Origin of the sequence: Zhongshania sp., assembly GCF_041623545.1 — a bacterium.
Classification (GTDB): domain Bacteria; phylum Pseudomonadota; class Gammaproteobacteria; order Pseudomonadales; family Spongiibacteraceae; genus Spongiibacter.
In genome coordinates this window covers 1-25,577 of sequence record NZ_JBFJWS010000028.1, presented here as the reverse complement: position 1 = coordinate 25,577, position 25,577 = coordinate 1, and the positions used below count along the sequence as shown (strand labels likewise).

22 protein-coding genes are annotated in these 25,577 nt (G+C 49.8%); 11 read left to right on the top strand and 11 right to left on the bottom strand.

Going from position 1 to position 25,577, the window contains the following annotated elements:
* The 4 genes from ABYT30_RS05730 to xylB all read right to left on the bottom strand — a co-directional run.
* The coding region (locus ABYT30_RS05730; protein ID WP_373095612.1) for a sugar phosphate isomerase/epimerase family protein at positions 1–794 on the bottom strand (794 nt) is incomplete at its 3' end.
* 27 nt (positions 795–821) lie between these two features.
* Positions 822–1,979: a Gfo/Idh/MocA family protein gene (locus ABYT30_RS05725; protein ID WP_373080025.1), complete on the bottom strand. Its 1,158-nt coding sequence runs from the start codon at positions 1,977–1,979 to the stop codon at positions 822–824.
* Between the two features lie 27 nt (positions 1,980–2,006).
* Positions 2,007–3,338, bottom strand: coding sequence for a xylose isomerase (gene xylA / locus ABYT30_RS05720; RefSeq protein ID WP_373080022.1), 1,332 nt, complete (start codon positions 3,336–3,338; stop codon positions 2,007–2,009).
* Positions 3,339–3,360: 22 nt separating this feature from the next.
* The gene (gene xylB, locus ABYT30_RS05715) at positions 3,361–4,839 is read right to left on the bottom strand and encodes a xylulokinase (RefSeq protein WP_373080020.1); all 1,479 of its coding nucleotides are present in this window, start codon (positions 4,837–4,839) and stop codon (positions 3,361–3,363) included.
* A gap of 422 nt (positions 4,840–5,261) precedes the next feature.
* Between xylB and ABYT30_RS05710 the strand changes: the two genes are divergently transcribed.
* The 5 genes from ABYT30_RS05710 (at position 5,262) to ABYT30_RS05690 (ending at position 10,420) form a co-directional block, all read left to right on the top strand.
* Complete coding sequence (locus ABYT30_RS05710; protein ID WP_373080017.1) at positions 5,262–6,446, top strand: ROK family protein; 1,185 nt, start codon at positions 5,262–5,264, stop codon at positions 6,444–6,446.
* A 33-nt stretch (positions 6,447–6,479) separates the two neighbouring features.
* Positions 6,480–7,436 (top strand): glucokinase, encoded by a 957-nt coding sequence (gene glk, locus ABYT30_RS05705; RefSeq protein ID WP_373080014.1) that lies wholly within the window; start codon positions 6,480–6,482, stop codon positions 7,434–7,436.
* Between the two features lie 175 nt (positions 7,437–7,611).
* The gene (gene ylqF, locus ABYT30_RS05700) at positions 7,612–8,637 is read left to right on the top strand and encodes a ribosome biogenesis GTPase YlqF (RefSeq protein ID WP_373080011.1); all 1,026 of its coding nucleotides are present in this window, start codon (positions 7,612–7,614) and stop codon (positions 8,635–8,637) included.
* Positions 8,638–8,754: 117 nt separating this feature from the next.
* Positions 8,755–9,744, top strand: coding sequence for a DUF6635 family protein (locus ABYT30_RS05695; protein ID WP_373095610.1), 990 nt, complete (start codon positions 8,755–8,757; stop codon positions 9,742–9,744).
* 178 nt (positions 9,745–9,922) lie between these two features.
* Complete coding sequence (locus ABYT30_RS05690; protein WP_373080004.1) at positions 9,923–10,420, top strand: DUF1456 family protein; 498 nt, start codon at positions 9,923–9,925, stop codon at positions 10,418–10,420.
* A gap of 151 nt (positions 10,421–10,571) precedes the next feature.
* Here ABYT30_RS05690 and ABYT30_RS05685 read toward each other — a convergent pair whose 3' ends face one another.
* Positions 10,572–11,795: an acyl-CoA desaturase gene (locus ABYT30_RS05685; RefSeq protein WP_373080001.1), complete on the bottom strand. Its 1,224-nt coding sequence runs from the start codon at positions 11,793–11,795 to the stop codon at positions 10,572–10,574.
* 287 nt (positions 11,796–12,082) lie between these two features.
* Between ABYT30_RS05685 and ABYT30_RS05680 the strand changes: the two genes are divergently transcribed.
* Positions 12,083–14,596, top strand: a complete 2,514-nt coding sequence (locus ABYT30_RS05680; protein ID WP_373079998.1) for a TonB-dependent receptor — start codon at positions 12,083–12,085, stop codon at positions 14,594–14,596.
* A 60-nt stretch (positions 14,597–14,656) separates the two neighbouring features.
* Positions 14,657–15,667, top strand: coding sequence for a 2-dehydropantoate 2-reductase (locus ABYT30_RS05675; RefSeq protein ID WP_373079995.1), 1,011 nt, complete (start codon positions 14,657–14,659; stop codon positions 15,665–15,667).
* Positions 15,668–15,671: 4 nt separating this feature from the next.
* Here ABYT30_RS05675 and ABYT30_RS05670 read toward each other — a convergent pair whose 3' ends face one another.
* From ABYT30_RS05670 to ABYT30_RS05660, 3 genes are all read right to left on the bottom strand, one after another.
* Positions 15,672–16,415 (bottom strand): hypothetical protein, encoded by a 744-nt coding sequence (locus tag ABYT30_RS05670; RefSeq protein WP_373095608.1) that lies wholly within the window; start codon positions 16,413–16,415, stop codon positions 15,672–15,674.
* Between the two features lie 98 nt (positions 16,416–16,513).
* A complete protein-coding gene (locus ABYT30_RS05665) occupies positions 16,514–16,837 on the bottom strand; it encodes an Mpo1-like protein (RefSeq protein ID WP_373079991.1) in 324 nt (107 codons plus the stop codon).
* A 21-nt stretch (positions 16,838–16,858) separates the two neighbouring features.
* On the bottom strand, positions 16,859–17,614 hold the full coding sequence (locus tag ABYT30_RS05660) for a class II aldolase/adducin family protein (protein ID WP_373079989.1): 756 nt from the start codon (positions 17,612–17,614) through the stop codon (positions 16,859–16,861).
* Positions 17,615–17,765: 151 nt separating this feature from the next.
* On the opposite strand from ABYT30_RS05660, the gene ABYT30_RS05655 reads away from it, so the two are divergent.
* Positions 17,766–18,452, top strand: a complete 687-nt coding sequence (locus tag ABYT30_RS05655) for a Crp/Fnr family transcriptional regulator (protein ID WP_373079986.1) — start codon at positions 17,766–17,768, stop codon at positions 18,450–18,452.
* Between the two features lie 57 nt (positions 18,453–18,509).
* Here ABYT30_RS05655 and ABYT30_RS05650 read toward each other — a convergent pair whose 3' ends face one another.
* The 3 genes from ABYT30_RS05650 to ABYT30_RS05640 all read right to left on the bottom strand — a co-directional run bounded on the left by ABYT30_RS05650 (position 18,510) and on the right by ABYT30_RS05640 (position 20,998).
* Positions 18,510–19,256: a YdiY family protein gene (locus tag ABYT30_RS05650; RefSeq protein ID WP_373095606.1), complete on the bottom strand. Its 747-nt coding sequence runs from the start codon at positions 19,254–19,256 to the stop codon at positions 18,510–18,512.
* A gap of 25 nt (positions 19,257–19,281) precedes the next feature.
* Complete coding sequence (locus tag ABYT30_RS05645) at positions 19,282–20,106, bottom strand: mechanosensitive ion channel family protein (RefSeq protein WP_373079982.1); 825 nt, start codon at positions 20,104–20,106, stop codon at positions 19,282–19,284.
* A gap of 121 nt (positions 20,107–20,227) precedes the next feature.
* Positions 20,228–20,998, bottom strand: coding sequence for a glucose 1-dehydrogenase (locus ABYT30_RS05640; protein ID WP_373079980.1), 771 nt, complete (start codon positions 20,996–20,998; stop codon positions 20,228–20,230).
* Positions 20,999–21,213: 215 nt separating this feature from the next.
* Here ABYT30_RS05640 and ABYT30_RS05635 point away from each other — a divergent pair, with 215 nt between their 5' ends.
* The 3 genes from ABYT30_RS05635 to ABYT30_RS05625 all read left to right on the top strand — a co-directional run bounded on the left by ABYT30_RS05635 (position 21,214) and on the right by ABYT30_RS05625 (position 25,203).
* Positions 21,214–21,690: a hypothetical protein gene (locus ABYT30_RS05635; protein WP_373079979.1), complete on the top strand. Its 477-nt coding sequence runs from the start codon at positions 21,214–21,216 to the stop codon at positions 21,688–21,690.
* A gap of 788 nt (positions 21,691–22,478) precedes the next feature.
* Entirely contained in the window at positions 22,479–24,446 is a 1,968-nt protein-coding gene (locus ABYT30_RS05630; RefSeq protein WP_373079977.1) for a pilus assembly protein N-terminal domain-containing protein, read from the top strand.
* Position 24,447: 1 nt separating this feature from the next.
* Positions 24,448–25,203, top strand: coding sequence for a tetratricopeptide repeat protein (locus ABYT30_RS05625; RefSeq protein WP_373079975.1), 756 nt, complete (start codon positions 24,448–24,450; stop codon positions 25,201–25,203).
* The last annotated feature ends 374 nt before the right edge of the window (positions 25,204–25,577 follow it).

The window sequence follows — 25,577 nt, the reverse complement described above, 5'->3', positions numbered from 1 at the left end:
TTCCAGCCTTGATAGCCACCGTAAATCCCGCTGCGGCCATTGGGGTTGAACTCGGCATCTTTGACGTGGAACATTTTGATGCGGTCATGGTAGTAATCGATGAATTGAACATAGTCCAGTTGCTGCAAGATGAAATGGCTGGGGTCGTAGAGAATATGGCAGCGCGGGTGATTACCGGTAGCTTCTAGGAACCGCTCAAAGGTCACGCCGTCGTGTAAATCTTCGCCGGGGTGAATTTCGTAGCACAGGTCTACACCGGCGGCGTCGAAGGCATTAAGAATCGGCAGCCAACGCTTGGCGAGCTCTTTAAAGCCAGTTTCAACCAGGCCTTCTGGGCGCTGTGGCCATGGGTACATGGTGTGCCACAGCAGCGCGCCTGAAAAAGTAGCATGGGCAGTTAAACCTAAGTTTTTACTGGCCTTGGCGGCGAGCATTAATTGCTCGACTGCCCACGCTTGGCGGGCCTTAGGCTTACCGTGCAAGTGGGCTGGGGCAAAACCGTCAAACTGTTCATCGTAGGCGGGGTGAACGGCGACCAATTGGCCTTGCAGGTGGGTTGATAGCTCGGTGATCTCGACGCCATTGGCGGCGCAGGTAGCGCGCAGCTCATCACAATACGCCACACTCTCTGCTGCCTTGGCGAGATCGATTAAGCCACTTTCCCATGTAGGAATTTGTACGCCTTTATAACCGAGATCGCCCGCCCACTTAGTAATGTTTGCAAGGGTGTTAAAAGGGGCTTCTGGACCGGCAAATTGCGCGAGAAAAATCGCGGGACCGTTCATTTTTGACATGCTGATATCCTCAATGCTTAAGGCGAATTAGTAGTTTGGCAAAGTGTGCCATTTCACGTCACTGGCGCTGGCCGCGACGGCGTTTTCAATAAAGTTCATGCCGCGCACCGCTTCTGTGATACCGGGGCAATCTGCGCTTCGTTCATCGAGCGCTACACCGTTTTCGAAAGCGCGAATCTGGCCGATAAATGCCATGTAGATATTGGCAAAGGCTTCCAAATAGCCCTCGGGGTGGCCGGTCGGCGTGCGGGTGTTAGCCGCGGCAAGGGGGCTTAAATAGCCGTTGGCGGTGCGCAGTATTTCAATGGGGCGATCGGCCCATTTCAATAGCAAAGTATTCGGTTCCTGCTGGCTCCACTCAAGGCCACCTTTCTCGCCATAGACGCGAATTTTTAAGGCGTTCTCTTCGCCAACACTGACTTGGCTGGCCATGAGTACACCCTTGGCGCCATTGTCAAAACGCAACAAGATCGAGCCGTCGTCGTCGAGCGCGCGGCCTTCAACAAAGGCAGTTAGGTCTGCGCAGATGGCACTGATATTCACGCCGCTAATGTATTCGGCTAAATTCGCGGCGTGTACGCCGATATCGCCGATGCAGCTGCTGATGCCAGCCTGGGCGGGGTCTAAACGCCATGCGGCTTGTTTGTTGTCGGCATCTTCTTGGCGGTCAGCCAACCAGCCCTGAGGGTATTCCACCACGACTTTGCGAATAGCGCCGAGCTCACCGGCAGCAACTCGCAGCCGCGCTTCTTTTACTAGCGGGTAGCCGGTGTAAGCGTGGCTGAGTCCATAGAGTAGTCCCGTCTCGCCGAGGATGTCTCGGAGTTGCAGGGCTTCTTGCAGATTGAAGGTTGCCGGCTTGTCTGACATAACGTGAAAGCCCGCGCGCAGTGCCGCTTCCGCAACGGGATAGTGCAGGTGATTCGGTGTAACAATCGCGACAAATTGCATGCGTTTTTCTGCGGGCAGTGCTGCTTCGGCGCTCATCATTGTCTTGTAGTCGGTATAGACACGCTCGCTTGGTAAATGCAGGGCTTCACCCGAGCGGCGGGCGCGTTCAGCATTGCGGCTAAAGGCCCCGCAGACCAGCTCGATTTCGCCGTCTAATGCGGCAGCCATGCGGTGTACTGCGCCGATAAAGGCGCCTTCGCCGCCGCCGACCATGCCCATTCTGATTTTTGCCATTGCAGTGCTCCTTCCTATTGGTCGTGCTTATTTGTGCACATAGCGATTAATTAGGTTTTCCAAAAATTCTTGGCGACCCGATACTGGCTGCGGGTCGATATTATTGTTCACTGCCCATTGGCTCGTTTCCGCTAGGCTGAGTTGACCGCTTAGAATTTTCTGGCCTAATTCTCCGTCCCAGCCGGCGTAGCGCTGGTTAATAAATGTTTGTAGTTCCCCAGATTCAAACAGCTCGGCGGCCACTGTGTACGCTAGGGCTAGGGTGTCCATACCGCCGATATGGCCGTGGAATAAATCTTCTGCACTTATCGATTCGCGGCGGACTTTGGTGTCGAAATTAAAGCCGCCAGTAGTGAGACCGCCGGCGCGAATAATTTCGTGTAAAGCGGGTACCAAGTCTGCAACATTATTGGGGAATTGATCAGTATCCCAGCCATTTTGCTGATCGCCGCGATTGGCGTCTATCGAGCCTAAAATACCCAGTGACGCGGCCGTGGCAACCTCATGTTCAAAGCTATGGCCAGCTAAGGTGGCGTGGTTCACTTCAATATTCACTTTAATTTCTTTTTCTAAACCAAAGCGCTGTAAAAAGCCAAATACCGTAGCCGTGTCGTAGTCATACTGATGCTTGGTTGGTTCTTGAGGTTTTGGCTCAATGAGAATAGTGCCCTTAAAACCAATTTTGTATTTGTGTTCCACCACCATTTGTAAAAAGCGGCCCATCTGTGCAGATTCGCGCTTAAGGTCAGTGTTTAATAGGGTTTGATAGCCTTCGCGGCCACCCCATAGTACATAATTTGCTCCACCGAGGCGGTGAGTGGCCTCCATGGCGTTTTGAACTTGCGAGGCCGCGTAGGCGAATACTTCTGGATTAGGATTGGTTGATGCACCGCACATGTAGCGCGGATTGGAAAAGGCGTTGGCGGTGCCCCATAGCAGCTGAATTCCGGTGTCAGATAGTTTCTGTTCGGCGTAGTCGACCATGGTAGCAAAGTTTTTACGGGATTCTTTAATCGTTGATGCTTCAGGCGCAATGTCGTAGTCGTGCCAGCACCAGTAGGGCACACCCAGTTTATTCATAAAGGCAAATGCCGCGTTCATTTTTTCTTTGGCAAGTACCATTGGTTCTGCGTTTGTCCGGTGCCATGGACGGTTGAAGCTACCTTGCCCAAGCCCGAATATATCTTTGCCATCCCAACAGAAATTGTGCCAGTGGCACACGGCAAAGCGCAGATGCTCTTCTAGGCGCTTGCCGAGCAGTATTTTATCTTTGTCGTAAAATCGAAAGGACAAAGGGTCCGCCGACGCTTTGCCTTTATATTGAATTGGTGCGATGTCGTTGCAAAATTCAGCGCTCACCCTGTGCTCCTCGCGAATACATTTAATTCATCAATTGTTTGGTTTGCTGGTATAGCTGGCGATAGGTGGCTAGCTTATCAGCGTAATATGTTTGTAAAGATTCATCCGGCTGGTGGGCTTCGAGCACCGGCGGCGGTGGACAAATCTCATGGATTTTTTGATTAAACTCGATGCGGGGGAGATGATAATGTTCGCTCAGTTGGGCGAGGCGAGCCGCACCCAGTGCCGGACCAACTTCACCGCCATCGCGAAATATCATGGGGCGTTGTAATACGTCGCTGAGCATTTGCCGCCAGCGCGGTGAGCGGGCGCCGCCCCCAATGAGACTGATGTCATGGATCGGGGTTTGCGCGGCAGAAAATGCTTGGTAGCCGTCAGCACAAGAAAAGGCAACGCCTTCAAGTACCGCGAGGGTCATCTGCGGACGTCCGGTTGAATTTTTTAAACCAAAGAATAAGCCGCTGGCATTAGGGTTGTTATGGGGCGTGCGCTCTCCCGAGAGGTAGGGAAGGAAGCTCACATCCGTTTCGCTAATGCCACTGTCGTCTAGTTCGCGCAATAGCGCGTCAATGGTTTGTCCGACAATGCCAGCAAACCACGCCAGCGAATTTGCGGCGGAAAGGCTAACACTCATTTGATGCCAGCGCTCCGGTAAGCAATGACAAAAAGCATGCAGGGTATTTTCTGGGCTGGCGCGGTGACCCTCGCTAACGGCAAATAGCACGCCTGAGGTGCCTAGGGAGAGAAAGGCTTGGCCTGGCTCGGTGACCCCGACGCCAATGGCACCGCAGGCATTGTCGCCGCCACCGATGACAACAGGTATTTGCGCGAGGCCGAGCGCTAGGGCGGCATTGTTGCTTAAAATACCGGCGATCTCGCAGCCTTCAAGTAGTTCTGGCATATAGCTGCGATCAAGGCCTGAGGCTGTCAGTAAAGCATCGTCCCAGTCGCGGAGTGCGGGGTTTAGCCATAAAGTACCTGCGGCATCCGACATATCGGAGCGGTATAAGCCGGTTAAACGGTAGGCGAGATAGTCTTTGGGTAATAATATTTTTGCTGTATTAGTGAATACTTCAGGCTCGTGTTTGGCGACCCACATTACTTTTGGTGCCGTGAAACCGGGCATGGCGAGGTTGCCGGAACGCTGCTGGAAGTCCTCAAGCCTCAGACTTAGTTCTTCGCACTCTAGGCCAGAGCGGCCATCATTCCAAAGAATACACGGGCGCAAGACTTGGCCGTGGGCGTCTAAGAAGGTCGCTCCATGCATTTGGCCCGATAGCCCAATGGCTTTAATGTTGTTTGTTTGCTCGCCAAGCTTAAGCTGGATACCCGCCATCGCGGTGACTAGTGCTCGCCACCAGTCTTCCGGCGTCTGCTCTGACCAAAGAGGCTTTGGGTTAGATACCGTCAATGGTGAACTATGCTCGGCTAGGATCTCACCGGCGTCATTAATGGCGATCACTTTAATGCCGGATGTGCCGAGATCTATACCTAAAAACATGATGTTTTCACTATATTATTAGTTTGCTTGCCTCGTTCGATGCTCGGGCGCAGGACGAGGTCGCTAAGCTTGATGACTTTATTTTATGTCTAAAACTAAATATACTCAATAGCACGCGAGAAAGTGGGTTTCTACGTGCTGGTGTTGGTCTTTTATTACATGTGATGTGCTATCGGTGATTTATTCTAGTTGCCTGATATTTATAAAGAATATTGTTAGGTAAGGCGATCTGGCGTGGCTGATTTAGTTTTCCAGCGTGATTTGTTCAGGTGATTTTGAGTCGTTGCCGTTATTTCTAGTTGATCTATGGTTTTAATAAATTTTACATATAAAAATATATAAGGTTTTTGCGGGCATTCACTGCCTCAAAAGTTGGGCGTTTAGTTTGAGTGCAACCGGGACCGCGGCGACAGGCAGGCTTTATGAAGAAAAATGATACTGAGCAAATACGAATCGCCAATCGAAAACTCATTATTAATTATGTGCGAATCAACGGCCCTGTGGCACGGGTGGACATTGGTCGGGCGCTGAACTTGAGCCCAGCCACGATAACTCAGATTACGGCTGAGCTGCAAAAGGATGGGCGTATCCTTGAGATATCGAGTGAACAAGAAAGTGGAGCCGCTCGTGGCCGACCTAGAATCTTGATCGATTTAGCACCTGACGCCAGCTCTGTATTGGTGGTGAAGCTCGCGATTAATGAACTGCGGATATTGCTGGGTGATCATAAAGGCAATGTTGTTACGGAAGCAGTTTACCCACTGCAAACGCGGGAGCTTAACGCCGAGCAATTAACGGGTACCTTGCTGACTGCCATTACCGGTTTTATTAAAAAGCTCGCTAGGCGACGGCGACCGAAGGCGGTCTGTGTTGTTGTGCAGGGCGCAGTGAACGGCGTTACGGGTGAAATTTTATGGAGCCCCGTGTTAAAAGAGCGGAATATCCCATTGCGCCAAGTAATTGAAGAGCAAATTAAGCTACCGACGACGGTTATCAATGACGCCAATTGCCTTGCCATCGGCATTCGCCAGCTACCGGCTTACCAGGATTTGAATGATCTCGTAGTGGTAATGCTCGGTCACGGCCTGGGTATGGGTTGCTTTATTAATGGTGTTCTATATCAAGGGCCAAGCGGCGGCGCTGGTGAGTTGGGGCATTTGAATTACATGCCAAATGGCGCCCAATGCTTGTGTGGTAAACGGGGTTGCGTTGAAGCCTATTTGGGCGACTACGCCCTGTTTCGCGATGCGCGAATGTTGCTGCCGTTTGCCGCTGAGGATGAGCTGCACCCTACCGAGCAGAGCATGCAGGCGCTTGTTGATTTGGCCGAGGCCGGTAATGGTGAGCTTGTTGATATGTTCCATCGGGCTGGCGTAGCGCTGGGGTACGCCTTGGCCGGGGTTATTGGCATCCTCAGACCGGCAAAAATCATAATTAGTGGTCCAGGTGTTCGTTCCTACAAATACCTTGAGCCGGGTGTTGATGCTGGTCTGACTTCGGCCTTGGTGCCGGTGTTGAGTGCCGGCACTGAAATTGAAAGTGTTGCCTTGGGTGGTGATCAATTAATCTTTGGAGCGATTAGCCTTGCGCTACAGGCGCTGGATTAAATCATAGTGATTTTTGGAAATGGCGGAAAAATTGTGCAAATTAAAAAAGCAGCGAAGGGCGTTCAACTTGTAGGGGATATTGGCGGAACCAATGCGCGTTTCGCCTATGTAGAAACTGGTGGCAATACTTTAAACCATATAGCGAAATTTCCCTGCGCTAATTTTCCGCATTTTATTGATGCCGTTCGTCACTATATTCACCTATGTGATGTAAAAACAATTGATGCAGTATGTTTTGCCGTTGCCGGTCCAGTCGAACAGGACTTAATTGACTTGCCGAATAATCACTGGGTGTTTAGTCGCCGAGAGATTGAAGCGCAATTAAGTGTACCGGTTAGGATTATTAATGATTTTAGTGCACAGGTTCTATGCATTGACGGTCTGAATGATACAGAGCTCAAATGGTTGGGTCGTGTGCGGCCGAATCCGGAGGCCGCGGTGAAAGCGGTGTTAGGGCCGGGGACCGGCTTGGGGGTGTCTGCGATGATGCCATCAGGTGAAATAGTCCCTTCTGAAGGTGGGCATATTGGCTTTGCGCCACAAAATAATCATGAAGTTGAATTGCTTCAGCAGCTTTGGTCGCGCTATGAAAGAGTCTCTGTAGAGCGGCTGTTGTCGGGCATGGGCTTGGCTAATCTGTATTGGGCTAATTGCCGATTGGCGGGTTTGGAGCGGGAGCTTGATGCGCCGGGTGTTACTGCAGGGGCACGGGCTGGTGATGAGTTCTGCCGGAAAGCAGTGTTCGATTTTTACGCGATACTGGCTTCGGTGGCGGGAGATCTAGCTTTATCAATGGGCGCGTTTGGTGGTGTGTATGTGTCGGGTGGAATCGTGCCGGCCATGCTCGATTTACTCGACGAAGAGGCGTTCAGGCAGCGGTTTAATGATAAGGGCCGGTTTAAAGCTATGTGTGAAAATGTGCCCCTAGCGATTATCTTGGCGGAGTACCCTGGATTACTTGGATGTGTTCAAGCCTTACATAAGCGGTAACTAGGCGTCGAGTTCAGTCATTATTTGGGTGTCTAGGCTGCAGGATTGGATGCCAAGATGTTAATAGCAGTAGGCGGATACTAAGGGGCGCGCTGTAATACTGCCTAGGCGAGTTTGACTAAATTGCCCCCGCATAACGTACAATACACCTTTTATTTGAAGCAAGGCGTATTACATGGCAATTCAGTGGTATCCGGGGCATATGCACAAGGCCCAGAAGGACATCCGGGAGCTGCTGCCCCAAGTCGATTTGTTGATCGAAGTATTGGATGCGCGCATCCCGTATTCCAGTGAAAATCCCGCTATCGAAAAAATTCGAGGGGATAAGCCCTGTATCAAAATACTGAGTAAATCGGACCTTGCGGACCCCCTAGTGACGGCGGCTTGGCAGGCCCATTTAGAGCTGCAGCGCGGGGTAAAAACCTTTGCGACAACTACCGACGAGCCAGCCAAAATAAAGCAGCTTTTAGAATTGTGTCGGCGTATGTTTCCGGCAAAAGATGCCGGCGTAAAAACAATTAATGCCATGATCGTTGGTATACCCAATGTCGGTAAGTCGACGATTATCAATACGCTTGCAGAGCGCGTTATTGCAAAGACGGGTAATGAGCCTGCGGTGACCAAAAGTCAGCAGCGCATTAATTTAGGCAGTGGTATTGTGCTCTTTGATACGCCCGGTATCTTGTGGCCAAAAATTGATAACCCTAATAGCAGTTACCGCCTAGCTGTGACCGGTGCGATTAAAAGTACGGCCATGGAATATGATGATGTCGGGTTTTACGCGGCGGATTATTTAATTAAAGCTTATCCTGATTTATTGAAAGAGCGTTTTCAGCTCGAGAGTATTCCTGATACCGAGTTGGCATTTTTAGAGGTCGCTGCACTGCGGCGCGGGGCTTTAAGCGCGGGCGGGCGAATTAATCTTCACAAAATTTGCGAATTGCTGATTAATGAATTGCGCGCGGGTACGGTAGGCCGAATTAGCTTGGAAACACCAGAAATGGTGGTGCAGGAAAAAATTGTTATCGCAGAGGCACAAGCGAAAAAAGAAGCGGATGCGGCGGAGCGCAAGCGCCGCTTCAAAGCGGGGTCGCGTAATCCCAGCGAGAGTGAGCTAGCGGCGCAGGAGGCGAATAACGCCAAGCGAGCGCCACGTGGGTCTCGGCCACCGAAAGCGACAAAGCCGCGCAAAGCGAAATAGCCGTGCATTTTGGGGCGGAAGCTGATGTAACGGGTTTGGCCGGTATTGGTCACTACACGCAGGTAGAGCTGCAGAGCCAGGTCTTAACACCGTATTTCTCATTCGGCGCGGCGCGTCATGAGTGATTTAGCATTACAAACGGGTCAGCAGCTTGTTTCGGGCGACGCATCAGCACTGCTAAAGTCGGATATTGAACGCGCAATTGATCTTGCTGCCGCGCGCTATTTTGACGAGTGTCGGGCGGCAGTGCCGGGTTTTATCGCACGTCATTTTCACTACCCTGGCGCCATTACTCTAAACCGAGTTGCACTGGGCTGGGATATGCTGCGGGCGCCGCTAAATTTATTCTGGGCCTCCCTGTACGGCGTCTTTGCCGTATTGAAATATGGATTGACTAAGACCAATAGTCTGCGTGGTGTATGCCGTGCACTCGATAAAATACCACCTGGGTTTAACACCCGAGTACAAATCCAAATTAGTGAATTGATTCAGCGTGAATTACTGAATCCTGGCGGTCAAGATCATGTGCTAGAGGCCTATATTTTGGCGGCCTTGCGCGATGTTTATCGAAAGCACAAGCAGATGCCGCTGGCTGAGGCGCAATTTTGTCAGTACATCGAGCCGCTGTTGGCCGACGCTCTCCAGCAATACCAATATACTCGTACGGCCTCTGCCGATATCACCAATAGCCTGTCTTGCACGGTGCTCGGCGCATTTGCGTTCCAAAAGTTCACTCCGGGTGGTATTGGCATTGCGGCCGTGCTTGCGTCCGCGGTCGCGAGGGAGTTGGCGAGCAAGCAATTCTTGCTCGGTGAGACGCTGGGTCGCTGGTATTTTCACCTATTTCCGCCGGAGCCGAGTTTGAGTTTGAATTTGGCAGTGTTCTCTGGGGTGCTGGCACTCTTGGCGTCTTTTGCTGCTTTGTCTGGGATCGTTACAGATCCCGTGCAGGCTTTTTTAGGGCTGCATCGCCGCCGCCTATTAAAAATGTTAAACCACTTACAGCAAGATTTTAATATGAACAGTCAGGGCAGCTTTCGACCAAAAGATCATTTTGTGGCGAGGATTCTGGACGGTTTCGATATGATTAGGTCTAGTGTGCTCTAAAATTGAGGTCACTACAGTTGCTTTATCGCTTCACAGCCTCTTGGTGGGGCAAGTATGGCATAATGGCCGGCGAGCTATAAGCTTAAGGTCTTTACCTTGTGCTAAAGCTTGCCGAAATATAGGCTTTGGGAATAAATAAGGCGATATGCCTTAGCGTTTAATTAATTGGGAAGTCAGCATGGATAATAATGATGTTCTGCGCCGCGTGCGCTACATCTTCGATTTTAATGACGCCAAAATGATTGCCATTTTTGGCTTGGCGGATCATTTGGTGAGCCGAGAGGAAGTAAGTGATTGGTTGAAGCGCGAAGGCGAGCCGACTTATCAGCCCCTCGGCGATCTGCATCTTGCGGCATTTCTCAATGGTTTAATTAGCGATAAGCGCGGTAAACGCGAAGGTCCCAAGCCTGAGAATGAAAAGCGCTTAAGCAATAATATGATATTTATGAAGCTGAAAATTGCTCTAAATCTCAAGGCCGAAGACGTTATGGCAATTTTGGCTTTAGCGGATGTGATTATCAGTAAGCATGAGTTGAGCGCTTTCTTCCGTAAAACCGATCATAAGCATTATCGTGAATGCAAAGATCAGATTCTGCGTAATTTTTTAAAGGGTTTGCAGCTTAAATATCGCAATAATGCGGAAATGGATGCCGAGTTTGATACCGAAGTAGAGTAGCAAAATGAGCGGGTGGGATACCCTTAACGGTTAAGGTATATGTGCTTGTAGCCAGCATTTTTGGCGAAAGAACGGTAGGGCCCTTGCTTTAGCGTTGAACCAGGCAATAAAAAAGGCGCATATAGCGCCTTTTTTATTGCCTTGAAGAATCTTAGGCCATTTGCACGCTAAGCATTTGCATGCGTTTGCGCTGCATTTTAAGGGCGTATTCTAGCTCCTTAAGGCGAGTGCGCAGTGTTGCATGTTCCCACGCATGATTTAAGTTCAGCTGTAATTGCTCTTTCTTGCCGACAAAGTTTTCTTGTAAGGCTTCTGTCTGAGCGCTAATGACCCCGCGTTTTGACTCCATCCAGCGCTGGCTTACCGCACTCCAGTCATTCAGGTATTCGCAGAATTGCTGGTATTCCTGCTCGAGGAAGGCACCAAATTGCTTTGCCTCCGCACCTTGACGCTGCCGCAAAGTCTGCTCGGCTTTTTTAAACTGCATGGTGAGTATGGCACGCTGAATTTTAAAGTCGGGTACTTTGCGCAAGTCCCACGTTAGGCCTAGCCAAGAGGCGGATTTAATAAGCCACTTGGTTGGGTCGTAATGCCACCAGCGAATACCATTACGGTAGTCATTTTGAAAAATATGGTGGTAATTGTGATAGCCCTCACCGTAGGTGAGCAGCGCCAAAAAGTCATTGTCGCGGGCCGTGTTCTCATCGGTATAGGGGCGGCGACCCCAGTAATGGGCCAGCGAATTAATAAAAAAGGTGGTGTGGTGGCTAACGACTAAGCGGAGCACGCCGGCAAGTAGTATATGCTCTAGCATATTGCCAGTGATAAAACCCAGAATAACGGCTGGTGCAATATTCATTGTGAGGACTAAGACGAGGTAATTGTTGTGCTGCCACATTACAATCTTGTCGCGCTGTAGGTCGCGGGCATTGCTAAAATCGTCGCTGCTCGCCTCATAGTTGCGCAGCATCCAGCCAATATGGGAGTACCATAGGCCTTTTTTAGCCGAATAGGGATCGTTGTCAATGTCGTCGACGTGGCGATGATGGCGACGGTGGCCGGAAGCCCAGATTAAAATGCTGTTCTGGGTTGCCGCCGCGCCAAATAAGGCAAACATTATCTTGAGTAAGGGGTGGGCTTTGTAACTATTATGGGCCCATAGGCGGTGATAACCCGCGGTTATTGACATACCGTTGGCGCCGAGGATAACGATAAAAGCTAGCCAGCCGCTCCAAGTAAAGCCCTGACTAAAACCGTACCATGGCACCCCAATTAAGGCGATGAGTAGGGTGCTAGAAAATAAAATGGTTTGCATCCATAGCAGGGGTGGTTTTTGTTCTGATTTGCCATTATTGACTTGTTGCACTTCAGACATTGGAGGAGAGGCCTCGTCGATAAGTAAATGTGTATATGTGCCTATTTTATAGAAAGCATTGTACCTTTGACAGTTACGACTTGATGACAATATGCTTTTGTGACCTAGACAGGCTTGTAAATCAGCAATAAGCGTAATTCAGAGCGTAATATCGTGCTATCGGGAATTGTCCGGATGTGTAAAAGGCTAGACTAAATGCGATCGTCCGGCCGCTCGCTTATGGTATTGTTGGCGGACCTTTACGGAAATACTGCCGTGTAGATTTTTCAAGGAGTGGATCGCGCAGAATGTTTACAGTGCCAAGGAATAAGGGCTGCACCCATAGTAGGCCGGCTATCGCTCACTGGGTGCAATCTCGCCAGCGTCGTTCATTGGCAATTTGCTTGGTGTCGATGTTTGTTAGCCATGCCAGTTTTGCGGAAAGCCAATTACGTCTTGAAGAGGTGCTGGTCAGTGCTAGGAAGAAAGTGGAGTCTCTGCAGGATATTCCCATTTCCTTGACCGTATTCAATGAAGATCGCTTGCAGGTTGAGGGTATCAGTGGTTTGGCAGATATTGCCAGCAAAGTGCCGGGGTTGACGATAGAGCCATTTCCAATCAATGGCGCGAGCCTGCGGATATACATTCGCGGTATCGGCTTGGGTGATATCCAAGTGACTCAAGATACGCCGGTGGCTTTGTATTTAGATGGTGTGTACATCGCGCGATCCAGTGGTACGGCCATGGATGTGGCAGAATTAGCTCGAATGGAAATCTTGCGTGGCCCACAAGGCACCCTCTATGGACGCAATACCACGGGCGGCGCGATTAATTTGCTAACGCGCCGCCCACACACCGAAAAATTAGAATTTAATCAGACCATTGGGCTGGGGAACCGGGCATTATTGCGCAGCAAATCCAGCGTCAATATTCCTTTGTCGGAGTCTTTGGCGATCAAACTAGCCTACTTAACTGAGCGTCGCGACGGCTTTATTGAGAATACCGGCCCCGGGGGGGATTTTGGTGACCGGGAGGTGCAGGGAGCACGTTTTGACTTGGGCTGGGATGTAAACGAGGATCTGCGTGTAGATTACAGCTACGACCGCTCAGATATGGAGTCGTATAACTATATGTTCCAGGCGATTAATCCGCCCGCCGAAAACGGTAATAAAGGTCAGGCCGACTCAATAAAGCGCAGCGCTCAGGCTCGCAGTAAGTTTGGCCAACATCGCTTTAGCAGCATGGCTAGCACCGCACCTCTGGAATCATCGAATAGTGAAATTGAAGGTCACGCCTTGATTGTAAGCGCGGCGACGCGTGTGGGCGAATTTAAATACATAGGTGCCTATCGCGAACTGTTTGATTCTGCCTACACAGATCTAGGTGGGGGGCTTGGTTCGCCTGATTACCGACTAGATACCCATCGCTACGATGGGCCTGCCGCTGATTCCGCAAACGGCGGGCCGACCCCCCTGGTAAAGCCCACTATCACGCAGCGTCAATCGTCTCACGAAGTTCAATTTAGCGGTGAATTTAAAGATATTGGTCTAGAGTATTTGCTCGGCGGTTATTATTTTTCGGAGACGGCGGTAGAGGATAATAGCCCAATGCACTTGCAGCTATATTCACTGGTCGACGGCGCAGAAGATGTTTATATCGTGAATTTTGTCAGCCAAAAATACAATGTAGAGAATGACGCGGCCGCGGTCTTTGGCCAGCTGCGTTGGACGCCGAAAATACTCGATGAGGCTTTGCATTTTACTTTAGGTGCGCGACATTCAAACGATCAGCGTTATGCCTTAAAAAATCAACGCGACGAGGTCTATTTTGAATATTCGCCTAGCGCTGGTAATCCGCAAGTATTCTCTTTAACTACTTTTGCTGAAAATGCCGTACTTGGACCACTGATTACCCCGATTTTAGACAGAGGCGGCCTGCCGGCTGACCGACGTTTTGACAATGTTTCGGGGCAGCGACGCTTTAAGGATGACTCCTTTAGCGCCATGGTGGAGTATGAGTTGAGTGACCGCGTGAATCTATACGCCAAGGGCGTAGAAGCATATAAAAGCGGCGGTTTTAACACCCGGGACCCCCAGTTGGACGGAGCTCAAGGGGCTGCCTCTGACGGTATCAATTACGGTGTGGGCTTTGCCGATGGCTTCGGCGAAGAAAAAGCCTTTAGTATGGAGCTAGGTATGAAGAGTGAGTGGCTAGATGGCCGCCTGCGCTTAAATGCGGATGTGTTCCAGACTGACTTTGACGATATGCAAATGAATTTTTTACTCAATGGAACGGTAGCGGACACCAAGGTATTGAATGCAGGGACAGCAAGTTTGCGGGGCTTTGAGTTTGACGTCAGCGCGCTATTGGCGGACACGCTCGTCGCGAGTATGGAGTATGCCTATCTCGATGCAGAGATAACCGAGGTCAGGGATAGCGCTGGTAACGATGTGAGTCATCGCTACGCGTTTTCCGCCGCGCCCGAAAACAGTTATACAGCGAGTATCGATTGGCACTTTTGGCAGGGCGCAAGCGCCCAAATGCATTTGAATGTGAACACCAGCTTTATGGATACCCGCTTGGGTGGGGGCGATGTACAAAATGCGCTCACCATTATGCCATCCTACCAATTGTGGAATGCACGCTTGAGTCTTCAGCAATTAAAATTTGCTCGTGGTGAATGTACGATTGGGCTGTGGGGTAAAAATCTGCTTGATAAGGAATATGAAATTTATGCTATAGATAATTTGCCCCAGGCCGACAGGGCCGTTGTGTGGGGTGAACCTAGAAGCTATGGACTAGAATTGAGCTACCATTACTAATAGCGATGGCACTTTATTGCTAATTAAAAAATTCACATTGGGCGGGAAGATGAGGCTTAAATGGCGTTGCGCATAGGTATAGTTGGGGCAGGGAGTATTGGCTGTTATATCGGCGCGGCATTGCAAATGGGTGGGGCGGAGGTCTGCTTTTTAGGGCGCCCGCGAATGGCTAAAGAGTTGGCTGAACACGGCCTACATATCAGTGATTTTCGTGGTCTCAAGTACTCTGTCGCGGCACCGCACGTGCGGTTTTATACTGAAATTAGCAATCTTCCAAAGCAAGATTTTATTATTGTTACCGTTAAATCTGGCGATACCGCGGCCATTGCAGAACAACTTGCGCCTTTTATCGGCGGGGATACTACCGTCATTAGTTTGCAAAATGGTGTCGCCAATGCAGTGATACTTCGTCAGGCCTTGCCGGAATCGCCGGTGCTGGCCGGCATGATCGCCTTCAATGTGTTGCAGCTAGGTAATGGCTGTTTTCATGCCGGCACGGATGGTGCTGTGATTGTGGAGGCGTCAGCGGCGGTAAGTGAGCTTGGTACAGTGTTAGCGCCGAGTGGCACGCCATTTGAAACTCAAACTGATATGCGCTCGGTACTGTGGTCAAAATTGCTGTTGAATTTAAATAATCCGATTAATGCGCTGTCGGGATTGCCATTAAAAACGGAATTGTCGCAACGCGCCTATCGACGTTGTCTTGGTTTATTACAGCGCGAAGCCTTAGCCGCTATCGCCGCGGCAGAAATACCGCTACAACGCTTAACGGCGGTACCGGCGTCGGTTTTGCCCTATATTCTTGCGCTGCCAGATTTTTTGTTTACACGGCTGGCGCAGCCAATGTTGGCGATTGACCCTACGGCGCGGTCGTCGATGTGGGAAGATTTGGAGCGTGGCCGAAAAACCGAAGTTGAATGGCTAAATGGCGAAGTGCTTAGCTTGGCAAAGGCGCACGGACTCACTGCGCCGGCAAATGCCCGTTTAAAAGCCTTGGTACACCGTGCTGAAGAGGGCGGCCGTCGCGATTACAGCGGCACGGAATTATTGGCGCTGATCAGCGAGCCCTAGCTATTCATTCTGCAAGGTTAGCTACTCGGCGCTTGCCGCTGGGGTAGCTCACTACCAAGCGTCCACCCATTAACCGGTAGTTGAACTGTAGCTGCCAGTCACTGTCGTTCGCTGCGGTATAGATTTTTCCGTCTACCGCTTTCCAGCGCTGGGATGAGGGCGTTGCGCAGGGGTTTTTGTGATTCTTTTGACTGCGAGTGTCGACGAGGTAGAGGGATTCGCAAACTTCCCCGCTAGCGGTAAAGCGAATGGCCCACTCTTCCCCAAGATAGGGATTGCTGGCGCTTGCACCTGGCTCAGCAACAGAATACCAAGTGCCGATAATCGCCGAGTCAATCGGGTTTTGGTGGCTGTCAGCATGCATAATCGTTTGGCTGATATTTTTGCCTGCGGTATTGATTAAACTTAGCTGCACGCGATTTTCATCTAATCTAAGAATTTCAAACTGCAACTCTTCGGATGATTGGGTGCTTCCAATGGGTTTCTGGCAGCTGCCCTTAATGCGCTTACCATCGACATTGCCTATTAATAAGTAGCGCGACTTGGTGTTCCCCATTTGCAGCTTTGCGGTAACTCGATGCTGAAATGTATGCCTGGAATCGATATGTAAGGCCCAGGTACTGCCGTCGACATCAGCGAAATAACGCTCTTGAAAGCCGTCTACGCTAGCAACGCCGCTTAGGGGAGTGGTAAAAACCCAGCAGCTTAAAACCCAAAAAAGGCATTGGCCGATTGTTGGTCGGATCATTATTATTCCCCTATTATTGACACCTTGGGGTGATTATTCCGTTTTCGTATCACATCATAATGTATTTTCTGCGCAATATCGAAGTTAGGCTGCGGGCGCTAAAGTGGGATGCGTCCCAATAAAAGATCTTTTGCCATAACCCAATCACCAATAAAACTGTATAGCGGGTTCTTGAAGGTCGCCGGTTTGTTTTTTTCAAAGAAAAAGTGGCCAACCCAAGCAAAGCCGTAACCAATTACCGGCAGTAACCACAGCAGTGACCAGTTTTGGGTAAAGACTGCGGTCCCTAACGTAGCCAGCACGAGCAGGCTGCCCACCAAATGCAGACGGCGACAAGTTTTGTCACTGTGCTCCGCTAAATAGTAGGGGTAAAACTCGGCGAAGCTGGTAAAGGATTTTAGTTCCTTGGTGTTAGCAGACATAAGTGCTTCCTCTCGTAACGATTAATCGGCGTAGCCTGGATTTTGGCGATCGAGTTTACGCAATAGCCCCGGCCAGGCGAGTCCACCAAACAAGCCACCAGTGACAATTTTGGCCGCTTCCTTAACACCATCGACAATGGCTGGATCAATAGGGATTAAGTCGCGATTACCTGCCAATGCTTTAACTTGAATCATGCAAGTGGCTTCAAAAATATACATCGAAAGAAACGCGTCAGCCGGATTGGCGCCAACGGTAAGTAAGCCATGATTGCGCAACATTAAAAAGGTATTGTCTGCGAGATTGGCAACCAATCTCGGTTTTTCCTCTTCGTTGAGGGCAATACCCTCGTAGTCATGGTAGCCAAGGCTTGCCAAAACCAAAGTCGCCTGTTGAGACAATGGCAAAATCCCTTCGCGCTGGGCAGATACTGCCACGCCATTTAGCGAGTGGGTGTGCATTACACAATGGGCGTCTTCACGGGCCTGGTGAACGGCGCTATGAATGGTGAAGCCGGCTGGGTTGACTGGATAGGGTGACTCTTCGACCTTATTGCCGTTAAGGTCAATTTTTACCAAGGATGAAGCGGTGATCTCTTCAAACATCATACCGTAGGGGTTAATTAAAAAGTGATGCTCAGGGCCGGGAATACGCGCTGAGATGTGAGTGAACACAAGGTCGTCCCAACCAAACATGGCCACGAGGCGATAGGCTGCGGCGAGATCGACCCGTAATTTCCATTCGGCTTCTGAAACCCGATCTTTTAATGATATTGTCATTCCTAATGGCCTCGTCTCGTTATTTGGCTTATTCAGTGTAGTCTTAAGATATAGTCTATATTGCGTCGATTTGAAGGTTAAAATCTGTCAACTAGATGACAGTGTTGATGCGGAGTGGGAGATATACGAATTTTTGTAAAGGAAGGCCCTGGTGATTGATAAGCGTCAAATACTTACCGCAAACCCATTGTTATCGGGTTTACCTGCTGATGTAGTCGAGCAGCTTATGGCAGTTAGTGCGGTGAGGGAGCTATGCGATGGCGAACGGCTTTATACGCAAGGGGACGAGGGTGATGGTTTATTTGGTGTTGTACAGGGGCGAGTCCGACTAAGTAATACCAGCAAGGACGGTAAGGAATTACTGGTGATGCTGGTTAAGCCCGGCGACTGGATCGGGGAAATTTCCCTGCTAGATGGATTGCCAAGGAGTCACGATGCTTTTGCCGTTGGTGAGTGCGCGGTACTTTTTTTGCCGAGAGAAAAGTTCGATTCCTTGCTTAAGGCGCGACCAGAGCTATATCAGCATTTTATTCCGATGTTGTGTCGTAAATTGCGTTTAGCATTAAGTTACGTTGAAGGAGCCGCTCTGTTTTCACTAACAGAGCGTTTGGCTCAGCGAATTATAGAGCTATTAACTTTTTATGGGGTGGATGACGGGGGCAAAGGCCAGTTAATTGATGTTCACCTTCCCCAAGAGGATTTGGCAAAAATGCTGGGTGTGTCGCGCCAAGCGATAAGTCGGGAGCTAAAGCGTTTGGAAACGGAGGGTGTTATTGAATTGGCGTATGGCAAACTGCGCGTACTCGATAAAGCGGCGCTTGAGGAGGAATTAGCGTAATTTGAATAGTCGGCACCAACTTGGCGCCGACTCGGTTTTGGGGACGCTTAGCGCGATTTAATAGTTATAGACCAAGGTAACTGCGGTTTCGCGATCCATGTGCACAGTGCCAGTGGGCACGGTTTCGTTGTAGGTTATGGTGTAGCTGAGTTTGAGGCCAAGCCCGCCGACGATTTTTGTTTTAAGCGAGGTTACGGATTTGGTGATGGTATTCTCATCGCCCGCCTCTGCACTAAGTTTTTGTACAAAGGTTGCCGTTTCCGAGACGGCGGCTTTAAACTCGGTGGACAGGTGTAAAATGGCTTCGGAAACTTGGCCGTCACCCGCAGCACTGCCATTTTCAAATTCACTTATCCTGAAACCAGGACCGATTTCTGCATCCCACGTCATTTTAGGGGTTTTTAATAGTCTTCTACCGTAACCGCCCGCGACAGTCGCCTGATACACATAGCCGCTAAAGCGGTCTTTATTAGCTGACGCATAGCCAAAACTATAATTAAACTCACTGAAGTCATAGGCCAGCCGGTTGCTCAGCGCATATTTTTCAGCCGAACGCACGCCAGCCGCTTCGCTATTTTGTGCCTCTGCTGCAATATCATAGGTCCACTGGCCGTTGACTCGCTTAGCGTCGGTCTTAGCGATAACGCTCGACTCTTCACTATTACCCTCGAGCTGGAAGTAACCAAACTCGACATCACCGTTCCAGAGGTCTGCTTGGTTTGTCTGGTTGGTCTGAGCATATGCTGTACTGGTGCATAGCAAGGCAGCCAATGCGGCCACCTTGCTTGTCTTTATATAGGTCATTGTTGTCCTTACTTGAAATGTAAAATTAAGATTCTTTATGGAAATGAACATCCATTTGTGGGTAGGGAATACCTATGCCGGCTGCATCAAAGGCCGTTTTGATATCCTCGGTCAGCTGCCAGCGTGTGGGCCAAAAATCTGCGGTGGCGACCCAGGGGCGGCAAACCAGGTTGACTGAAGAGTTACCTAGCTCCGCTACAGCAATTGTTGGCGCTGGGTCTTTGAGTATACGGGTATCCGCCTCAACCAGTTTTTGCAGTATTTCTTTTGCTTGACGCATATCGGCGTCATAGGAAATACCCACGATTAAATCAATGCGGCGGCGGGGCATCGCGCTGTAATTGGTGATCGCGTCAGACATAACTTTTGAATTAGGAATAACAATGCGCTTGTAGTCGCCTGTGAGTAAAATGGTAGAGAACAAGCTGATGCTTTCAACGGTGCCGGAGCAACCGCCAGCATCGACCCAATCACCTACCTTACAAGGTCTGAAGGCAATCAGTAGCACACCTGCAGCAAAGTTTGCCAGTGAGCCCTGTAGGGCTAAACCTACGGCAAGGCCGGCGGCACCTAGCGCGGCAATAACAGAGGCAGTTTGAATCCCCGCGTGGGCTAAGGCCGGAATGGCGCCCAAAGCAAACAGTATGGAGAAAACCAGCTTGCCAATAAAATTAGTGAGAGTTAAGTCAATGCCGCGCTTAGCCATCGCAGTTTTGATAATGCCGGATACAAATTTGGCGATCCAATAGCCAATGAGGATCATGGCGAGTGCGCCGGCTACCTGTAGCCCGATCGCGGCCGCTTCGGGCCCATATTCTTCAATAAGCAGCTGAATTTCTTTAGAGTCCATACATCTCCAGTTGATCTCTAGTGAATTTAACCCTAATTATAAACATGGACGGGAACCCTACCACAATGCTCATGCCGCGATTCAGGCTACGAATAGCGGCGTATAATGCGTCGTTTTAAATTTAAAATGGCCAGGTTGTTGACTCTGCGCCGCCGTCCACCTCAATTATTTTGCCGCTTACCCAACGTGCGGCCGGCGAGGCTAAGTACAACGCGGCTGCAGCAATATCCTGTGGCTGCCCCAAACTTTTCAGCGGCGTGAGGGCAGTCATTTTTTCTTGTATTTCGGTGTTAAGGAATTGACCTAGGGCTTCGGTAAGGATGGTGCCCGGGGCGACGGCATTTACGCGTATATTGGGTGCGAAATCGGCCGCCAGTAATTTTGTCATTTGCGTTAGTGCGGCCTTGGCCGTGCCATAGCTACTGAACCCCGCTTGGCAATAACGGGCTACAGCAGAGGTGATGTTGATAACATTGCCTTTGCTGGCCAACAGTGAAGGCTGGCAAAGCTGAGTAAGCGTAAACGCACTGGTTACATTAAAATTAAAATCGCGATTAAAGGTTTTGGCGTCCGTTTTTAATGGGTCGTTTGGGTAGGCGCCCCCCGCGTTATTGACCAAAATACTTATTTTTCCAAATTGCTCGAGGGTGGCGTCTACCAATTTCGCTAAATCAGCCTCATTGCTCACGTCGCAGCTAATAGCGATCGCCTCGGCACCCGTTTCGAGACATTTTGCGGCGGTATCATCGATATCCGCTTGGGTGCGCGCGGCGCACACCACGGATGCGCCCGCTTGGGCGAAGGCAATTGCAATAGCGCGACCGATACCGCGCCCAGCGCCAGTAATGATGGCGACATCACCTTGTAGAGAAAACAAATCCTGTATAGCCATATTCTTATCCTTGTGGTGCCAGAGTCGGTGAGCACTTCCCTTAAAGTCTATTGAGAAGTGCACTGGCGATAGCGTCGCTATTGGCTCCCAGTGGGTCAATGGTAATTGCGCTCAGATCGGTGGCGATTTTTAATCAGGGCTACTTTACAATCCTTTAAATGATAATGATTATCATTTATAATTTGCTGAAGTGGTCTATTGAATGGAGAGTAACGATGGCAATGCGATTTTTATGTGAGTCTCACCGTCAGCAACTTCTGCGCAGCCAAGCGGTAGCTGAGATGCGCTGGGGCGAGTGGATGGAGGCGGGTCGAGAGGCGTTTAGCAATAAAGAGTGGCTGGTGGCGCTGAAATATTTAGGCTCAAGTTATGAATTGAGTGAATTACTTCTTAAACTCGCGTGGACACCGCTTCTGCCTTGCTTAGATCGTTTAATGGTGTCGGGGCATTTTTTAGCGGAATGCCTGCGCCACTGTGGTGAAACTCAGTTGCAGAGGCATTGCCTACTGGAGGTACATCATCGTTTATTGACTACTATACGCAGCCCGCAAGGGGCTGAGTTACCTTTGCGTGCCAACATTGAGATTTCCCTGCAGATGTTGTCCCGTCATTACAGTGATACTGGCGAGGCCGATTTGCTTGTTGCATGTGAGCAGGAGACGCGGCGCTTGCTGCGCCGTAGCGTGCATTAAAATGCGCGTATACACGATGCTAATAGTTTAATAGGGTAATACTAATTACTTGCGCAAATAATAATAAAATCAGCTAGATATGTGTGATGTAGAGGCTGTAAAGTGGAACTTAGGCCTTGAGCGGGAATTTCCCCAAGGTTGTTTTAAACTGATTTGCATATTGCGAATTTTATTGCGATTGGGGTTTGGCGCTTTCGAATATACCTTGTGTGTATATTGGTTTGGGGTCTAAGGGTATTTTTGTAACCCTTTGAATTATAATAATTTTATTTTCATTTTCGCAGTTTGGGAATGATGGCGCGTTTTCTGCAATTACCTGAGTATCAAATTGAAGCTTGCTGGCATGACGTCGGTTCAGGCGATACAGGTAGAGAGCGATGAAAATAGTAGCGGTAGTATTTATAGGGCTAATTACTGGGTGTAGTGAGTTTCACACGGTTAACCACAGTGATATCTATCATAACTATGGACACAGTGCCGAGTACGCTGGCACGAACGCGTATCTGGATAGCGATGGCGATGGCGTATTAGATTTTGGCGATTTGTGCCCTAAAACGCGGAGAGGTAGCAGTGTAAGCACAGAAGGTTGCCCTACGGGTTACCAGATTAATGGTGAACTCGAATCGACAAGTAATTGTTCTGCTCAGGTTGTGGGTGTTAATTAAAATTTGGAATGTCGGTTCGTCCGCGCAATTTAAACTATAAATTGAGAGCGAGCATACGATCTCATTGGTTTTCACACCCTAGCAAAACAACAATGCTTTCAGGGTGATTTGGAGGATAAAGGAATGAAGTTTAAGTGGAATGCATTCGCAATTGCACTACTACTTGCGGTGACAGCGCCGGTGAACGCGCTGCCTGAAAATGGTCTGAAATTTGTAGAAACCGCTGATGGTCGTCAGTCTGCTCGCACCCGTGAACTGGTGCAATGGACCCACTCCCGGCTAGTATTCGAAAAGACCTTAAAACGCGTTGCGGTGGGCCAAGAGTCAACAATGCAAGTTGAAGTCTTGGGTGCCAACGAGGTGTTAGCCCTTGCTAAAAAGGTCGGTCGCACCAGTATCATGGTGTGGTATACCGACGGCAGCAGTGAAACCTTCCTATTTAGCGTGGTAGAAGACCTTTCCGTCTTGCGCCGCGCACTGAGTGACATCCACCCAAATATTCGTATTCAGCTGGCGCCAGATCGTGCCGCCTTGGTATTACGCGGTAAAGTGCCAACGGTCGATTACCGTATGGCGGCAGAAAGCGCAGCGCGAAATTATCTGGACGTGGGGCTAGGTGGCGGGCGCGGCAGCGTCGACGTGCTTATGCAGTCGGCAGATGTGGGCGCAATGGCACAAGATGCAAACTTTCGGGTACAGTCGTCGGCAAATAATTCACCACGTAGAAACACCGTGCGCGGCGGTGCTACCGTAATAAATTTAATACAAGTGGAAACCCTACCGTTAAATATCACTGAAAAGCTTAAAACCGCCATCTCTGGTATCGGTGGTGAAGATGTGACTATTCGCCGCATTCAGCGCGGCGACCTGCAAGATAATATGGAAGATACCTTAATCCTTGCGGGTTCCGTTGAAAACCAAGTTGTACTTACTCGCGTTTTAAATATTGCCTCGCGCCTATTTACTGGGCAAGACGCTGAAAGTGATATGCGCGCGATAACTAACGAATCTGGTGGTTTAACTGGCGGTAGAAGTAACGGCGGTGGAAATAGCTTTGGTAGTGGCGGCAGTAGCCTCGGTGGCGGCGGAGGTCTAGGCAATGACTTGAGCAAGAACATCGGTCGTTCAACATTGGTTTCAGTTGGCGGCGGCCGTATTTTGTCTATGATTGACGTTCGCGATTTGCCTCAGGTGCGTGTGTCAGTACAAATGCATGAAATCAGTCGTAGTCGCCTTAAGAGCTGGCGTCCGGATTTAACCGCAGTCAGCAACGGCTACGACAATAGTGCAGTATTTGGTTTAAGCGGGTCTTCGCAGAAAGCAAATGGCGCGTCGCAAGTTGAAACGGCGTTGCAGGTATTAGGTGGCACCTTACTTGGCAACATTCAGGTAGGTGGTAGTGATATGGCCTTCGACCTTTTATTCTCGCTCTTGGAAGAAGAGGGTATTTCACGCACTTTGTCACGCCCAACCTTGACTGTGCTTGCAGGTGAAACCGCGACTTTCCGCGCAGGTGGAGAAGTACCTGTACCCCGTGCATTTGCGCCGTCAGGTTTATCTGATGATGACAGTGTTGGCAGTAATGCAGCCGGTGTTTTTAGTGGTACCGATTTTAAATCCTTTGGTGTTGAGCTAGAAGTACGGGCCATGGTGGGTGAAAACGACAAGATTACCCTTGATTTGCGACCAACTATCTCTATGCCTGATACCAAATTGACACAGGATATTGCCGGCAGCACGGGCTCATCGCTTAACAGTACAGCCTTCAATGTGCGTACCATTAACACCTCTACGCGCTTGGTAGATGGTCAACCTCTGATTATTGGTGGCTTGGTAAGCCGTGACGTGTCCGACAATGAAAGTCACACGCCTGGGCTGAGCAGCGTACCGGTACTTGGCAATTTGGCCAAATCATCTAGCAAAAACGACAGTGATCGCGAACTAATTATCGTAGTAACCCCCACGATTGTTCGCGAACCAAAACATGAAATGGCCCTGTGGCAATTCCCGGCAAACAATGAATTGTTACTGCGTAGCCTTGTTGTGGCGCCGAAAGGTACGCGCAACTACAGCAATGGACGGGAGAAGTAAGATGAAATTAATTACCAATAGCGTGCGCACTATTCTGCTTGCTTCAGCCTTTATCATGAGCGGTTGCGTGTCAATGGATCAGCACCGCGACGCGCATCCCGACCCAGATACTCGCTTAAATCAAATGTTGGCGATGTACGAAAAGACAGATGACTTTGGTAATTCATGCAATGAGCTGTGGAACGCCTACAGTGCCACCACCGACTGTGAGCGGATTCAGCGCGAAGTCGAGCGTTTGGGTATTGAGTTCCCGAATCACCCCCGGATTATGATGGCCAATGCCACCATGCAATATCAGGCTGGGCGCCCAGACAAAGCACAATTTACCTTAGACCAGCTGCTGGCTGATCGAGGTCCACACCCCGAAGCGGCAATACTCCGGACTAAAATTGCGCTGGAGGAAGGTAATACAGCGCGAGCTAGAGCGGTGCTGCAAAAGCAGATCATTATTAGTCCATCAAACTTCGAATTGCGAGAAGCATTGGCGTCGACCTATTACATAGAAGGTAAATACGACGAGGCGGCTAAGGCGCTGAGTGCGGCGGGCAGATTAGGCGCGCCAGGCTGGCGTCTATCCTACCATCAGGGTTTGATTCGCGAGGCGCGAAAAGATTGGAAAGGCGCGTGTAGCTTGTACTTAATGTCTATAGAGCAACGTCCTGATTTTCAGGCACCATCGGCACGCTTGATTGGTCTGACAGAGCATGAAAGCTGTCGAGTGCTGGCTGATGGCCGAGGGTATAAAGTGGGCCGCTAAATTTTTTCCAACAGGAATACGTAAAGGGTCAAGCGCTAAGCTTGGCCCTTTTTTTGTCCTAAAAAAAGGGAGGCGAGCATTTCAGCCTAAGTTGCTTTGCATAATGCGATTCACCTTGCGGGTGGTTGCTTGCAAGGCCTGCGGTGTCGCGCCAAAACTCAATTTCAGCACTGTTTTATAATTTGTAACATGCTGTTTTTTAACAATAATAAATAATTTTCAGTCTTTGTGTAAGTCTGGCACGCGGCCTGCAATCTATTAAGTACAGATCAGGGAAAGCGTGGTACTTAGTTAAAACCTTAACGCTTTTCATGATCAACCCTCTTCCAAGTGGTTTGGGAGAATTGAAGTAAACGGTAGGGCAGCGACTTCGT